Raw genomic sequence first — 12,656 nt, forward strand, 5'->3', positions numbered from 1 at the left:
CCGAAGCAGCCGGACGGTTCCCCCACCTCCTGTCCACGGCCCGCGCAGACGCCGCCTCCGCACAACAACAGCTTGGTCGGCTACTCCCCCGAGAGGCTCGGCTTCTCCCCTAGCGATGAAGCCCGTTGTCGGGTCATGGAGAAGGCGCCGGGTCGAGTCGGTAGCCGTGGCCGCGGAGTGTCGTGATCTGCGGGAGGTGGACGGTGCGCGATGCCGTGGCCTCCGCCGTGTGGAGGCGGCGACGGAGGGAGGCCATGGTGACGTCGAGGGTCTTGGTCGGGCCGAACCAGTTCTCGTCCCACACCCGCGCCATCAAGGTCTCCCGGGAGACCGCGCTCCCCTGATGGCGGGCGAGTTCGGCGAGAAGTTCGAACTCCTTCGTTCTCAAGGGGACTTCCTGCTCGGCGACCAATACGCGCCGGGCCGACGCATCGACCGTGAGGTCGCCCAGCCGGATGGGCTCGCTCTCCTGCTGAGCCTCGGAGGGAGGTCTGCGGCGCAGGTGGGCCCGTAGGCGGGCGAGTAGGACAGTCATGCTGAAGGGCTTGACCAGGTAGTCGTCGGCCCCCGCGTCCAGTCCGGCGATCACGTCGATCTCGTCGGTGCGGGCGGTGAGGATAACGATCAACAGGTCCGGGAAATCCTCGCGAAGGCGGCGGGCGAGGTCGATCCCGTCCAGGTCGGGCAGACCCAGGTCGAGGAGGACGAGGTCGGGCAGGTCGCGGTGGGCGGCAGTCAGGCCTGCCGAACCGGTACGGCACCAGGTGGTGCTGTAGCCGTTGCCGCGCAGCCCGCTCTCCAGGTGGCGGCCGATGGTGTCGTCGTCCTCGATGACCAGGGCGGTGGGCGGGCGCCCTGCGGTACCGGTGCTCATGGCTCGAGGTTATGGGCTGGTCACGGTTCGCGGAGTTCTTCGACGGCAGGACGCCCGGAACCGCGGGCGGCGTGCAGGGCTGCGGCAGTAAGGGCCGAGAGCGTCGCGAGCAGGGTCAGGGCCATGTACGGCCAGGGGAGGGACAGGGAGGAGGGAGGCGGGTCGAACACCCCGGTGAGGACCTTTGCAAGCATCTGTGCGAGGGCCCAGCCGATGAGGGCGCCCCCTGCGAGGCCGAAGAGTGCGACGGTGGCCGCCTCGGCCAGGACCATGCCGCGCAGCTGGTCACGGGTGGCGCCGAGAACGCTCGCCAAGGCGAGAGTACGGCGGCGCTCGGTCAGACCGAGGGCGAGTACCACTCCTCCGGCGCCTGCCGCCAGAGCCACGGCGAACCCGAGTTCGATCCGGGTCAGTCCTGAGAGGTCGACCGAAGTGAGGCTGGAGCCGACGGCGGATCGGGTCTGGGTGAGGTCCGTGACCGTGGCCGTGGCGCCCAGTCGTTCGCGCAGCCGGGCGGCGACTGCCTGCTGGTGTACGCCGCCGGTGTCGACGAGGAACGCACCGACGGCGTCGCTTCCGGTCTCGCGGGCGACGTACGCGGCGTTGGCGACGAAGAAGCTGTCCTTGGGGGCGGTCGGGAACTCCTTGACGACGCCCGCGTAGTGGAACCGCACCGTGCTCAGCTGCTTGGTCCGGCTGTCCTGGAGGCGCAGGTTGAGGCGGTCGCCCGGCGTGAGCTGGAAGTCCTTCACCGTCTCCTCGCTGACGAGGACCGAGTCGGGTCGGGTCGCGAGCTTGTCCAGGAGGCTCCGGGCGCTGCCGCCCGCGAAGTAGGTGTCCTGGAGCGCGGTTGCGGAGGTGATGGTGGCGGGGTTGACGCCGTACAGGTCCTGGAGGTCGGATCCGACGTAGGCGAAGCGGTGTTGCAGGGGTTCGACGTGGCGCACTCCGGGGACGGCCGCCAGCACGTGCCCGGAGTCGGGGCCGGTTGCCGCGCCGGGTGGCTGGGTGACGGTGACGTCTGCGCCGTTGGTGAGCTGGGCGTCCACCTCTGCCTGGTGGCGGTAGGTGTCGTTGAAGACGGCGGTGGAGAGTGCGAACGACACGGCGAGGGCGAGGAGGATCACGGAGCGGGCCAGGACGCTGCGCTGGCGGGCCATGCCGGATGCCGTCGCGGCGGCGAGGGTGCCGGTCAGCGGCCGGACCAGGAGCGTGAGCGGGCGCCGTCCGTGGGCGAAGGCGTACGTCATCAGCCGCCGCAGGAGCAGCGCTGATCCCAGCCAGAGCAGCGCGGGGCCGAGGAACGCCCAGTAGGACACGGAGATGCTCGCCACTCCTTCGGGGGCGAGCACCAGGGCGTACTGGTTGCCGGCGGCGGCGCGGAAGAGGAGGAGCGCGACCGCGAGCAGGATGAAGTCGAGTCCGGTGCGCTGCCACAGTGGGGTACTGGTTGAGGGGTGACTGCGGCGTGCGGCGGTGACCGTGGTGGTGCGCTGGTCGTGGATGGCGGGCAGCAGGACGGTCACGGCGGCGACGACCACACCGACGGCGAAGGCGATGAGAGACCACCGCAGCGGTACGAGGCCGGCGGCCCCGAACGATGCCCGGCCGAAGGCGATCCGGCCCGCCAGGGCCGCGAGGGCGATGCCGAGCAGGCCGCCGCCCAGGCCGATTACGCCGGCCTCCACCGCGGCGAGCGCGGCGACCCGGCGCCGGTCGAGGCCGCGGGTGCGCAGCAGGGCCTGCTCCCGGCGGCGGCGGTCCGCTCCGGCGCTGACCAGGGCGGAGGTGAGAAGGGCTGCGAGGGCCACGCCGGGGGCTCCGAGGAACAGGAAGAGCAGCTGGGCGTACGAGGCGTCCTGGCGCGCGGCATCCAGGGCCGCGCCGAGGTTGTCGCCGACCTGGACGGCTCCGGAAAGGCGTGCTTCGAGATGGTGGGAGGCTCCTGTGACGGCGGCGAAAGCGGCGGCGGGGTCGGCGGGCAGGCTGGTGTCCCGGGCCGCGTGCACCTGTGTGGTGACGGCGGCGGGATCCTGGGCCCGGGCGCGCGCGGTGAGGGAGTCGAACAGGGCGGCGGGCAGGAGCACGACGTTGTCGGGCGGGGCGGCGGGTTGTGACTGCGGCGGGGCACCGACCTTCTGGAACAGGGAGTCGGCCTGGGGCAGGTCGACGACTCCGGCGACCGTGACGGTGGTGTCGTCCGTACCCGGCAGCGTGATGCGTACGGTGTCGCCGGGTGCGGCGTGCAGGTTGGCGGCGGTCTGCTGGGCGAGGAGGACTCCTTCCCGGGCGCCGGTCAGCGGCCGTATCTCGCCCGGGAAGGCGGTGCGATAGCCGTCGGGGATGCCGAGCACCACGCCGTCGCCGGTGGTCTGTACGGAACCTGCGGCCTTCGTCTGGAAACCGGTACTGCGGGTGTAGGTGACGGGCAGTGCGGTGCGGATCCCTGGGGTGTGGCGGATCGTGTCGAGCACGGTGGCGGGCTGCGCGGTGGGCTGGAGCTGCACCTGCCAGTCGACGGCGACGGACCTCGCGGCCCGCGCGGTCATCGTCGAGCGGGAGGCGGTCAGGAACGTGCCGAGTGCGGCCATGAGTGCGACGGCCAGCGCTACGGTCAGTGCGGCCACGAGGAGCCTGCCGCCGCGGTGCCGGAGCAGGCCGGCCAGCCAGGCGGTGATCACGGTGTGCCTCCTCTGCCGGCGGTGGTCGGGTATCCGTCGCTCACCGTCCGGGCGGCTTGTGGGGGTCCGCCGACTCCCCGGGTGTGCCGGGGTGCCGGGCCTTCGGCCCCTGTCTCGGGAACCGTGTCCCCGAGGACGTCGGCGATGCGCCCGACGATGGCGTGGTGGCTCCGTCCCGCCGGTTCGTCGGCCAAGACGAAGTGGGGCAGCACTGCGAAGAGCACGGCGGCGAGGGCGAGGAAGAGGGCGACCGAGGTGAGGGGGGCGCGGCAACGCCGGCCCCTGGCTGCCAGTCGGTCGGTGTTCACGGTGTGCTTCCGTCCGGGTGGAGGTGGAGTCGGCCGTCGCGCATGGTCCAGTGAGTGCGCAGACGTTCCCCGACGGCCGGGTCGTGGGTGCTCACCACCAGGGCCGCGCCGATCTCGTCCACCGCCGCCAGCAGGACGTCCACGACGTGGCGGCCCGTGGTGCGGTCGAGACGGCCGGTCGGTTCGTCGGCCAGTACGAGACGGGGTCGCAGGGCCAGGACCCGGGCGACCGCGACACGCTGTGCCTGGCCTCCCGAGATGTCGTCGGGCAGCCTGTCGGCGAGGTCGGCGACGCCGACGCGGTCCAGGGCTGCGAGCGCCCGCACACGAGCGAGGTCGGCGCTCTCGCCGGCCAGCACCAGCGGAAGGCCGGTGTTCTCGGCGACGTCCAGGGTGGCGATGAGGCTGGGGCTCTGGAAGACGACCCCGATGGCCATCGCCCTCGCCCGTACCCAAGCCTGCGGGTCGGCGGCATCCGCGTACCAGGGCCACACCACCTCGCCGCCGGTCGGCTGTTCCAGTCCGGCCATCAGGTGGAGCAGCGTGGACTTCCCCGACCCCGAGGGACCCATGACGGCGATCCGGTCGTGGGCGTGCACCTGGCAGTTCGTACCGTGTACGGCTACCACCGCCGCGGGGCCTCGCCCGTACGTCCGCCCGGCCTCCCGGCAGATGACGAGCGCCCGGCCGGTCATGGCCGGAGCCTGCCGTCGCGGAGGGTCAGGACCCGGTCGGCGCCCCCTGTGACGGCAGTGCTGTGGGTGACGAGCAGCACGCCCCGCCGTCCGTCGCTCCCTCGGGCCCTCAGCAGTTCCAGGACGCGGTGTTCGGTGCTCCCGTCGAGCTCTCCCGTGGGCTCGTCGGCGAGCAGCAGGTCCGGATCGTTGGCCAGGGCCACGGCCAGTGCGGCGCGGGCCAGTTCTCCGCCCGCCAGTTCGCGGGGCAAAGCGCGGGCCCGGCCGAGGAGGCCCACCTGGTCGAGGAGTACGTCGATGTCCTGTGCCGGGGTGCCGTGGCGGCCGGCGGCCGTGCGGGCGAGGCGGATGTTGCGTGCCACGTCGAGGTGGGCGATCAGGTTCTCCGTCTGGAGGAGGATGCCGATCCGGCGGGCCCGGATCGCGGCCCGCTCCGCCTCCGGGCGGTGGCTGATCCGCTCTCCCGCTATCCGTACGGACCCGCCGGCTGGCTCGTCGAGGCCCGCGAGGCAGGCCAGCAGCGTGGACTTCCCCGAGCCCGAGGGGCCGACCACGGCCACGAGCTCTCCCGGGGCCACCGTGAGGGACACTCCGCGCAGGGCGAGGGTCTCCTCTTCCCCGGCACGGTAGAAGCGGTACAGCTCGCGAGCATCGAGGGCAGGTGCGGTGCCCGCGCTGACCGTGACCACGTCCATCAGCGCCACCTCAGCGAGTCGGTGACGGTCCGCCAGGGGTCGACGTTGTCGGCATTGACCGGCCCCGAGAGCGTGACGACGACGTCACGGCCCTGGTGGTGGAAGACGTACCGCTCGAAGGCGTCACGGACGGCCTTGCCCGTGACCGGGTCAGCCGCCGAATTGCCCTGGTAGGTGTACAGGACGGCAGTGCCGGCCTTCCGGCTGACTTCGGTGGCCTTGCCTGGTGCGAAGGCGGGGACTGTCCTGGCCAGCGGCGGCACGTCCCCCGCAGTCACCGAGGCGGGGGTGGGCGGCTTCGCGGCAGGGTGCTCGGACACTTCGATGCGGTTCAGCTTGTCGGTGAAGGTGGTGAAGGGGCCGGTGGTAGTGCGCGCCCAGCCCTCGGGCACGTTGACGGTGAACCCCGCGCCGGGCGGCTGGAAGGCCACGTAGGCCTGGTTGTCGGGGATGTCCCCGGGCGGGTTGGACTCGGCGGGGGCGGGAGGCGGCGGCTTCGGGCCGGCGGCCGTGGCGGAGCCGGACGCGCCGCATCCGGCGAGGACCGCGGTGAGGAGGAGGACTCCCCCCGCACAGGGGACGAGTGTGCCGCGCACGTTCATGAGGACCTCCGCAGGACGAGGTGTCTTCCACGCTAGGCAGCGGGAGGTGAAGCGCCGGGGTGGCAGCGGTTAGACGACGGCAAAACCGGATGCCGGGCGCCATGATGGGCGCATGAGGCAGCGTGTGGTGCGTGTCGCGGTGTCCGCCGTGCTGGTGGCCCTCGTCCTGCTGGCCGGGCCGCTCGCCTGGGTCATCCACCGGTCCTTCTTCGAGGACGAACGCGGCGCCCTGGAGCGTACGGCTCTGGCCGCGACGGTCACGGTGGGGCCGGAGTTCGCTTCCGGCGACACGCTCGAGCTGTCACCGCCCAGGCCGGGCGGGACGCTGGGGGTGTACGACCTCTCGTCGCGGCTGCGCGCGGGCGGCGGCGGACCGGTCGCCGACCGGGTGACCCGTGAGGCTGCCGGAGGCAGGGCCGTCAGCGGCCGCACCGGGGCCGATCTGGTCGTCGCCGTCCCGGTGGTCTCCGCCGAGAAGGTGATCGCGGTGGTACGGGCCACGGTCCCCGCACGATCGGTCTGGACGCGGGTGCTGTGGGCCTGGGCGCTGCTCCTCGGAGTGACCCTGGCAGCACTGGCCACGGCGGTTCTGGTGGCACGCCGACAGGCCCGCGCGCTGAGCGCTCCGGTGGAGGAACTCTCCCGTACGGCCCGTGCGATCGCCGACGGCGACCTCGGCGCCCGGGCAGCGCCCTGCGGGATCACCGAACTGGACCAGCTGGCACGCAGCCAGAACTCCATGGTCGAGCGACTGACCCAGCTCCTGCGCCGGGAGCGCGACTTCAGCGCCAACGCCTCGCACCAACTGCGCACTCCCCTGACCGGGCTGCAGCTCGGCCTGGAGGCCGCCCGGCAGCTCCCGCCGGGCTCGGACCTGCACCCGGCACTGCGGGAGGCTCTGGAGACGGCACGCCATCTGGAGGAGACCGTCGAGGAGGTGCTGCGACTGGCCCGGTCCGGATCCGAAGGTGAGCCCCCGCTCCCCCGTGAGGCTCTCGTCCGGGTGCTCGAAAGGGCGGAGTCGCGCTGGCACGGTGCGCTCGCCGCCGCCGGCCGGCGGCTGGAGGTCCGCTCGCAGCCGGGGGCCGGGGCCTTCGAGGTACCCGGCCGCACCACGGCACAGATCCTCGACGTCCTCATCGACAACGCCCTGCGCCACGGCCGGGGTTCGACCTCGGTAACCGCCCGTGAGGCGGCCGGGGCGGTAGCGGTCGACGTGGCCGACGAGGGGACACTCACGCTCGACCCCGGGACGGTCTTCGCGCGCGGCGGCACGGGCGGCTCCGGAACCGGGATCGGCCTGGCGGTGGCCCGGGAGCTCGCGGAGGCGGCAGGGGGAAGGCTCAGCCTGCGCGGCACCGAGCCGACCACGTTCACCCTGCTCCTGCCCGGCGCGCCGGGCTGACGTGCCGCCGTGCCCGGCTCGGCGTGGCTCAGACCGGCTGTCCGGCGGGATCCGACGGCACGGGCGTGTCGGCACGGCTCACCTGGAGGTATCCGACGAACGCGGCGATCGGGACCAGCAGAGCGAGGCTGACCGGGCCGGTCCCCCAGCCGAGGCCCTCGCGCGTGGCGGGGACGCCCATCCAGTCCGCGAACGAGGCGCCGAGCGGCCGGGTGAGGATGTAAGCGGCCCAGAACGCGGCCACCGCGTTCAGCCCGAGGAAGCGGCGGCCCAACACCGGCAGGGCGATCAGGGCTGCGAAGAGAAGACCGGAGGGCAGGTAGCCCAGGTGCAGGGTCCCGGCCGTGAGGTCGCCCACCGCGGTGCCCAGGGCGAAGGTGGTGAGCACCGTCGCCCAGTAGAACAACTCCCTGCGGGTGGTGTGGATGCTGTGGATGGAGAGGGTCCGTTCGGTGGCGTACCAGAGGGTCAGGACGGCGGCGAGGGCGAGGGCGAAGCCCACGGCCGACACCGTGTAGGGAATGCCGGCGATGACGTGGACGACATCGGCGGCCATCGTGCCGAAGACGCTGACCATGACGATCGCCGACCAGTAGAGCCAGGGCCTGTAGCGCGCCGACCAGAACTGCAGGATCAGAAGCGATCCCAGTCCGGCGAGTCCGAGGCAGCCGGCCGGCACCGGGCCCAGCGTCCTCGCCAGGAAGTCGGACGCGGTCTCTCCCATGCCGGTCGTGAGGATCTTCACCGTCCAGAACCACGCGGTGACCTCGGGGACCTTCGAGAGGGCCACCTCCTGCCGAGTGCGGTGTGTCACCCCCTGCTGCGGTACGCCCGAGCTCCGCCGTGCCCTTGTCCTGCTGTCCGCCCCGACCATCTACGTCCACCCTCCCGGCGCCGGCTGCGGCGCCGTGCCGCTGATGCTGGCATCGGGGCAGGCGTCATCCTCCGGGAATCCCGGGGCGGGCACGCCACCCGAGCCAATGTCTACAGAACTGTAGACGATCCTGGCGGGAGCCCCGCCGCCCGGTCCGCGCCCTCCGACGGGGCGGGCGTACGGCGCGCCGAGCGGCCGGCTTCTGCAGCAGGCCGTACGCCGGCACAGGCAGCAGGACGTGGGGCCGATCGGGCAGCACCGCACCGATGAGGACCGCGCCCGCGCTGCTGTTGTCCATCCCGCCCGCCAGCGTCACGCAGGCTCGTGCCCGTGCGTCCGGTCGCAGCAGAGACCCGGCGACGCGGCCGAACAGGAACCGAGCCATGTCGGTCGGCGCGCTCAGGATGTGTTCAGGTTTCCCGTGGCACGGTCTGCTGCCATGACATCCGAGACATACAGCCGACCCGGCGCCACCCGTGACCGGGCACTGCGCCGGAACAAGGTGCCCGAGGTCACGCTCTACTTCTGGGTCATCAAGATCCTGTGCACGACCGCGGGGGAGACGGCCGCCGACTTCCTCAACGCACACATGGGGTTGGGCCTGACCGGCACTTCGATCGTGATGAGTGCGCTCCTGGTTCTGGCGCTGGTCATCCAGTTCCGGGTCACCGCCTACCGGCCGAGCGTCTACTGGCTGGTTGTCGTGCTGGTCAGCGTGGTGGGAACCCTGATCAGCGACAACCTGACGGACAACCTGGGCGTGGCGCTGGAGGCCACCACCACGGTATTCGCCGTGGCCCTGGGCCTCGTCTTCCTCGCCTGGTACCGGACCGAGCGGACCCTGTCGATCCGCAGCATCGACACCATGCGCCGGGAGGCCTTCTACTGGGCGGCCGTGCTGTTCACCTTCGCTCTGGGCACGGCGGCAGGAGACCTGGTCGCGGAACAGCTGCCCCTCGGCTACTCGCTTTCGGCGGCCGTATTCGCGCTGGCGATCGGCGCCGTGTGGCTCGCGCACGCCATCGGCCTGGATGCGGTGTGGGGCTTCTGGACCGCGTACGTCCTCACCCGCCCGCTCGGCGCCTCGCTGGGCGACTACCTCTCCCAGACGCCCGACGACGGCGGCCTCGGGCTGGGAACCGTCGTCACCAGTGCCCTCTTCCTGGTGGTGATCCTCGTGCTGGTCGTCTTCCTCACCCTCACCCGCAAGGACGCCGCCGACCGGGACGGCTTCAGCCGGCCGGCAGCCTGACCACGAACACCGCTCCCCCGCCGCTCTGTTCCCCGAGTTCCACCTCGCCGCCCGCGGAGCGGGCCAGGCGCCGGGCAAGCGGCAGCCCCAGACCCGCCCCGTCGTGGCCGTCGCCCGGATCGGCCCGGCGACCGGGCTGGAACAGGTGGGCACGGAAGCATTCGGGAACGCCGGGGCCGTCGTCACCCACTTCGATGCGGACACGGCCCGGCTCCCGGAACGCGCGGAGGTCGACCGCTGTCGCCGCATGGCGCAGCGCGTTGTCCAGCAAGGGGCTGACGATCCGGTCCAGGACGGCGGCGGGCACCCCGGCGGTCAGCTCCCCGGCCTCGTCGGGGGTCACGACACGGACCGAGACGGTGTCCGGGGCGGTGCGGTCGACCAGGGCGTTCAGGACGGGAAGCACGGCGGTGGTGCCGGGCGCCCTGCCGGCCTCCTCGCGGGCTTCGGCGAGGAGGGTGTCGCAGATGGTCCGCATGGCCCTGGCCGCATCGCCGATGGCCCGCTGCACGATGGCCGTCTCGTTCTCGCTGCGGGGGCGGGACCGCCACCAGTCGAGTTCGGCGACGATGGTGGCCAGCGGGTTGCGCAGTTCGTGCGACAACTCGCTGGTGAGCTGCTGTTCGTGGCGCAGGGCTGCCCGGATCCGGTCGAGGAAGGCATCCAGCGAGGCACCCAGCCGGGCGAGTTCGGCGGGCCGTGGCACACCGCTGAAGCGTTCTTCCGAGGCGGTCGCGCTCCATTGGGCGGCCTGGTCGGTCATCGTGCGGACGGGTCGCAGGGCCCGGCCGACGGCGAGTCGGGTGACCGCGTACGTGCAGAGGAGCATGACGGCGTCCAGCGCAAGGGATGCCATCAGCAGGGTGTCGCCCGATGCGCGGTACGGAGTGAGGTCGAGCGCGGTGACCACGGTCACGGCCCTCTCGCGGCCGCCTGGGGAGGGCACCGGCCGGGCGCAGAGCCGGATGTCCGCCGCGTCGTGCGGGGTGGTGGTGCACCGGGCGCCGCCGTGCGCTGCGAGACGGCCGGCCGCGCGGGTGGCGGGGCTGTCCGCCCGGGCGGACGGAGGCTGCTCGACCAGGCTGGTCCCCTGGTAGATCCAGGCGTTGGTGTCGAGGAGGTCCTCCTGCGGGGTCTCCAGGACGCGCAGCGCGGGACCGCTGGTGTCGACGGTGGCGGCGACGGCGGAGGCCCGGGCCCGTAGCTGGTCGTCCGCCTGGCGGGCCAGGTGCTGGTGCACGAACGCATTGAAGGCGATGGTGAACACCGCCATCACGACGGCCGCGGTCGCGACCGCGAGCAGGGAGAGCCGTCCGCGCAGGGTCGTCGGCCTCGCTCCGACTCGGACCACTCTCATGACAGCCGGTGCCCTACGCCGCGGGAGGTGCCCAGGGTGAGGGCGCTGCCCGCCTCCCGGAGTCTGCGACGGAGCCGGGTCAGGTACTGGTCAAGGGTGTTGTCGCTGACCTGGGCGCCTTCCGGCCAGCCGGCGCGCACCAGATCCCGCCGGGGGACCAGGTCCCCGGCAGCGGCGAGCAGGGCGGCCAGGATCCGGAATTCGGTCGGGGTCAGGCTCAGCGGTACGCCTCGTACGGTGCAGGTGTGGCGGACGGCATCCAGCACCACCTCTCCCCCGGTGACGGGGGAGGCCGGGGGGCTGCGTTTGACGGCGGCCCGGAGTCGGGCGGCCAGTTCGGCGAGGTGGAAGGGTTTGGCGAGGTAGTCATCGCCTCCCGCGGAGAACCCGCTGAGCCGATCCGTGAGGTGATGACGGGCGGTCAGGAAGATCACCGGGCGGTCGAACCCGTTGGCGCGCAGCGCCTGGCACACGTCGCGGCCGTCCGCGTCGGGCAGGCCGATGTCCAGGACCACGGCGTCGACGCCGGCCACGGCCAGTCGCAGTGCCGCGGCGCCGTCCTGCGCCGGGGTGGTCTCGAAACCCTCCTCGCGCAGGCCGCGCAGCAGGACGTTGCGCAGCCGGTGGTCGTCCTCGACGACCAGGACGTGTCCGCTCATACGGGCCTCTGTTCTTCGGGGACGCGCCGGAAGTCAGCCGGTCTTCGCCGTCTTTGCCTCCGCGTCGGCGGCGGGGGTGGTCCTGCGCGCAGGTGCGAGGAAGAGGGCCATCACCGGAACGAGGTAGAGGCACCACGCGGTGACCTGGAGGGCGGTCGGGTTGGGCTGGAAGTTGAACACTCCCTTGAGGAGGGTTCCGTACCAGCTGTCCGAGGGGATGGTCGTGCTGATGTCGAAGGCGAGGGTGTGCAGACCGGGCAGGAATTCGCCTTCCTGGAGGTCGTGGAAGCCGTACGCGAGGACTCCTGCGGCGACGACGACCAGCATGGCACCGGTCCAGGTGAAGAACTTCGCCAGGTTGATCTTCAGCGCGCCCCGGTAGAAGAGCCAGCCCAGCACGACCGAGGTCAGCAGCCCGAGCACCGCACCTACCAGGGGCCGAACGCCGTCACCCGTGGCTTGGACGGCCGTCCAGATGAACAGCGAGGTCTCCAGTCCTTCCCGGCCGACGGCCATGAAGGCGGTGAAGACCAGCGCTCCGGTGCCCACGGCGAGCGCCGCGTCGAGCTGGCCCTGAAGAGCAGATTTCAGGTTCCGGGCGGTGCGCTTCATCCAGAAGACCATCCACGTCACCAGGCCGACCGAGATGATGGACAGGCTGCCGCCGAGCAGTTCCTGGGCCTGGAAGGTGAGGGTGGAGGAGCCGAACTGGAGGGCGGCGCCGAAGCCCAGGGAGAGAGTGACGGCCAGGCCGATGCCGAGCCAGACGGGCGCAAGCCTGTCCCTGTGGTCGGTCTTGACCAGGTAGGCGATGAGGATGCAGACGACGAGGCTGGCTTCCAGCCCTTCGCGGAGTCCGATCAGGTAGTTGCCGAACACGGCGTGGGGTTCCTTCCGGTGGTCACGTGAACAGGGTCCGGCCCCACCAGTCGTCCTTGTCGCGGACGCCCGGCGGGACGGCGAAGACGGCCGAACCCACGTGCTGGATGTATTCGTTGAGCGCGTCGTTCTTCGCTAGCTGCCGCTGGATCGGGATGAAGCCCTTGCGGACGTCGCGCTGGTAGGCGAGGAAGAACAGGCCCGCGTCGAGCCGGCCCAGCCCGTCCGATCCGTCGGTGAAGGAGTAGCCGCGGCGCAGGATCGTGGCACCGTCGTTGGAGTCCGGGTGCGCGAGGCGGACGTGCGCCTGCGGCTTCATCGCCTTCAGGAACGGCTCGTCGCGCTCCTTCGACTTGCCGACCGGAGCGCCCTCGC

Annotated in this window: 13 protein-coding genes; 2 read left to right on the forward strand and 11 right to left on the reverse strand. The window is 72.1% G+C overall.

Features of this window, described 5'->3' with window-relative positions; translation table 11 throughout:
* Positions 1 to 133 precede the first annotated feature (133 nt).
* The 6 genes from ACFXGI_RS03565 to ACFXGI_RS03590 are packed head-to-tail and all read right to left on the reverse strand — an operon-like array spanning position 134 to position 5,855.
* On the reverse strand, positions 134 to 874 hold the full coding sequence (locus ACFXGI_RS03565) for a response regulator transcription factor (protein ID WP_384702636.1): 741 nt from the start codon (positions 872 to 874) through the stop codon (positions 134 to 136).
* A 20-nt stretch (positions 875 to 894) separates the two neighbouring features.
* A complete protein-coding gene (locus ACFXGI_RS03570; protein WP_384702639.1) occupies positions 895 to 3,555 on the reverse strand; it encodes an ABC transporter permease in 2,661 nt (886 codons plus the stop codon).
* On the reverse strand, positions 3,552 to 3,863 hold the full coding sequence (locus ACFXGI_RS03575; protein WP_384702642.1) for a hypothetical protein: 312 nt from the start codon (positions 3,861 to 3,863) through the stop codon (positions 3,552 to 3,554). The genes ACFXGI_RS03570 and ACFXGI_RS03575 overlap by 4 nt, the downstream gene beginning before the upstream one ends.
* A complete protein-coding gene (locus tag ACFXGI_RS03580) occupies positions 3,860 to 4,558 on the reverse strand; it encodes an ABC transporter ATP-binding protein (protein WP_384702645.1) in 699 nt (232 codons plus the stop codon). The genes ACFXGI_RS03575 and ACFXGI_RS03580 overlap by 4 nt, the downstream gene beginning before the upstream one ends.
* Positions 4,555 to 5,253, reverse strand: a complete 699-nt coding sequence (locus ACFXGI_RS03585) for an ABC transporter ATP-binding protein (protein WP_384702648.1) — start codon at positions 5,251 to 5,253, stop codon at positions 4,555 to 4,557. The genes ACFXGI_RS03580 and ACFXGI_RS03585 overlap by 4 nt, the downstream gene beginning before the upstream one ends.
* Complete coding sequence (locus ACFXGI_RS03590; RefSeq protein WP_384702651.1) at positions 5,253 to 5,855, reverse strand: hypothetical protein; 603 nt, start codon at positions 5,853 to 5,855, stop codon at positions 5,253 to 5,255. Before ACFXGI_RS03590 ends, ACFXGI_RS03585 begins: the two co-directional genes overlap by 1 nt.
* A 112-nt stretch (positions 5,856 to 5,967) precedes the next feature.
* On the opposite strand from ACFXGI_RS03590, the gene ACFXGI_RS03595 reads away from it, so the two are divergent.
* Positions 5,968 to 7,260 (forward strand): histidine kinase dimerization/phospho-acceptor domain-containing protein, encoded by a 1,293-nt coding sequence (locus tag ACFXGI_RS03595; RefSeq protein WP_384702654.1) that lies wholly within the window; start codon positions 5,968 to 5,970, stop codon positions 7,258 to 7,260.
* A gap of 28 nt (positions 7,261 to 7,288) precedes the next feature.
* Here ACFXGI_RS03595 and ACFXGI_RS03600 read toward each other — a convergent pair whose 3' ends face one another.
* Positions 7,289 to 8,074 carry a hypothetical protein gene (locus tag ACFXGI_RS03600; RefSeq protein ID WP_384702657.1) on the reverse strand — a complete coding sequence of 262 codons (786 nt, stop codon included), beginning with the start codon at positions 8,072 to 8,074 and terminating at the stop codon, positions 7,289 to 7,291.
* A 499-nt stretch (positions 8,075 to 8,573) separates the two neighbouring features.
* Between ACFXGI_RS03600 and ACFXGI_RS03605 the strand changes: the two genes are divergently transcribed.
* Positions 8,574 to 9,386 carry a hypothetical protein gene (locus ACFXGI_RS03605; RefSeq protein WP_384702660.1) on the forward strand — a complete coding sequence of 271 codons (813 nt, stop codon included), beginning with the start codon at positions 8,574 to 8,576 and terminating at the stop codon, positions 9,384 to 9,386.
* Here the strand turns inward: ACFXGI_RS03605 and ACFXGI_RS03610 are convergent.
* From ACFXGI_RS03610 to ACFXGI_RS03625, 4 genes are all read right to left on the reverse strand, one after another.
* Positions 9,367 to 10,743 (reverse strand): sensor histidine kinase, encoded by a 1,377-nt coding sequence (locus ACFXGI_RS03610; RefSeq protein WP_384702663.1) that lies wholly within the window; start codon positions 10,741 to 10,743, stop codon positions 9,367 to 9,369. The genes ACFXGI_RS03605 and ACFXGI_RS03610 overlap by 20 nt on opposite strands.
* A complete protein-coding gene (locus ACFXGI_RS03615; RefSeq protein ID WP_384702666.1) occupies positions 10,740 to 11,402 on the reverse strand; it encodes a response regulator transcription factor in 663 nt (220 codons plus the stop codon). The genes ACFXGI_RS03610 and ACFXGI_RS03615 overlap by 4 nt, the downstream gene beginning before the upstream one ends.
* A 33-nt stretch (positions 11,403 to 11,435) precedes the next feature.
* Positions 11,436 to 12,281 (reverse strand): iron uptake transporter permease EfeU, encoded by an 846-nt coding sequence (gene efeU, locus ACFXGI_RS03620; RefSeq protein ID WP_384702669.1) that lies wholly within the window; start codon positions 12,279 to 12,281, stop codon positions 11,436 to 11,438.
* Positions 12,282 to 12,303: 22 nt separating this feature from the next.
* A partial coding sequence (locus ACFXGI_RS03625; protein ID WP_384702672.1) for a Dyp-type peroxidase occupies positions 12,304 to 12,656 on the reverse strand: 353 nt, incomplete at its 5' end.

Origin of the sequence: Streptomyces sp. NPDC059355 (assembly GCF_042752335.1) — a bacterium.
GTDB lineage: Bacteria > Actinomycetota > Actinomycetes > Streptomycetales > Streptomycetaceae > Streptomyces.

Excerpts from the sequence above, each read along its gene's own strand:
- ACFXGI_RS03565 (WP_384702636.1), bottom strand. The coding sequence starts at position 874 with ATGAGCACCGGTACCGCAGGGCGCCCGCCCACCGCCCTGGTCATCGAG.
- ACFXGI_RS03580 (WP_384702645.1), bottom strand. The coding sequence starts at position 4,558 with ATGACCGGCCGGGCGCTCGTCATCTGCCGGGAGGCCGGGCGGACGTAC.
- ACFXGI_RS03585 (WP_384702648.1), bottom strand. The coding sequence starts at position 5,253 with ATGGACGTGGTCACGGTCAGCGCGGGCACCGCACCTGCCCTCGATGCT.
- ACFXGI_RS03590 (WP_384702651.1), bottom strand. The coding sequence starts at position 5,855 with ATGAACGTGCGCGGCACACTCGTCCCCTGTGCGGGGGGAGTCCTCCTC.
- ACFXGI_RS03595 (WP_384702654.1), top strand. The coding sequence starts at position 5,968 with ATGAGGCAGCGTGTGGTGCGTGTCGCGGTGTCCGCCGTGCTGGTGGCC.
- ACFXGI_RS03605 (WP_384702660.1), top strand. The coding sequence starts at position 8,574 with ATGACATCCGAGACATACAGCCGACCCGGCGCCACCCGTGACCGGGCA.
- ACFXGI_RS03610 (WP_384702663.1), bottom strand. The coding sequence starts at position 10,743 with ATGAGAGTGGTCCGAGTCGGAGCGAGGCCGACGACCCTGCGCGGACGG.
- ACFXGI_RS03615 (WP_384702666.1), bottom strand. The coding sequence starts at position 11,402 with ATGAGCGGACACGTCCTGGTCGTCGAGGACGACCACCGGCTGCGCAAC.